The organism is Chitinophaga agrisoli (genome assembly GCF_008386695.1).
Lineage (GTDB): Bacteria > Bacteroidota > Bacteroidia > Chitinophagales > Chitinophagaceae > Chitinophaga > Chitinophaga agrisoli.
Map to the genome: position 1 here is coordinate 1 of NZ_VUOC01000048.1, position 765 is coordinate 765.

Here is a 765-nt window from a genome sequence, read left to right on the forward strand (position 1 = left end):
TAGTAGGAGATGGTTTTCCTGGCACCATGTCTCTAGGTTTTTAATTTCCCTGAGGTAGTCCATCTCGTTGTTGTTGGATATCAGACCCATCACGACTGTGTCATCGGCAAACTTTATGATGGTAGTGGTGTTGGAGTTGGCCAGACAGTCGTGTGTGTACAGTGAGTACAGTAAGGGGCTCAGAACGCAGCCTTGTGGAGCGCCGGTGCTGAGAGTGAGTGTAGGTGAGGTGTGTTTTCCCACCCGTACTACTTGTGGTCTGTCCGTGAGGAAGTCAGAGATCCAGCGACAAAGCGATGTGCCGAGTCCCAGAGCCTCCATCTTGGAAGTGAGTATGGAGGGGATTATGGTGTTGAAAGCTGAGCTGTAATCCACAAACAACATTATCACGTAGATCAGAGGATCAGGGGTTCGAGCCCCGCTCCAGACATGCTGCCATCATTGGGTCCTTGAGCAAGACCCTTAACCTCACTTGCTCCAGGGGTGCCGTTCGTTCTGGCTGACCCTGCGCTCTGACCCCAGTGTATTCTGACAGATATGCGGAAAATAAAACATTTCAAAAACATTTCACTGCATGTATGTGTATGTGACAAATAGGATCTGAAAATGTCAGTAATCATTCAGATCTTCAATTATTATTATTATTATAATAACATAAACATAGAACATAAACATTATGATTGCTAAATGTTCCATTTGGCTAAACTGTAAGCATGTACTGGTACTTGCACATTGTACTAATATATTAATATAATAATAAATATA

The 765-nt window shown here is 43.8% G+C and carries 1 protein-coding gene; it reads right to left on the reverse strand.

The genetic code is table 11. The features are described 5' to 3' along the window. The coding region (locus F0L74_RS34305; RefSeq protein WP_368732376.1) for a reverse transcriptase domain-containing protein at nucleotides 1–384 on the reverse strand (384 nt) is incomplete at its 3' end. Nucleotides 385–765: the final 381 nt, after the last annotated feature.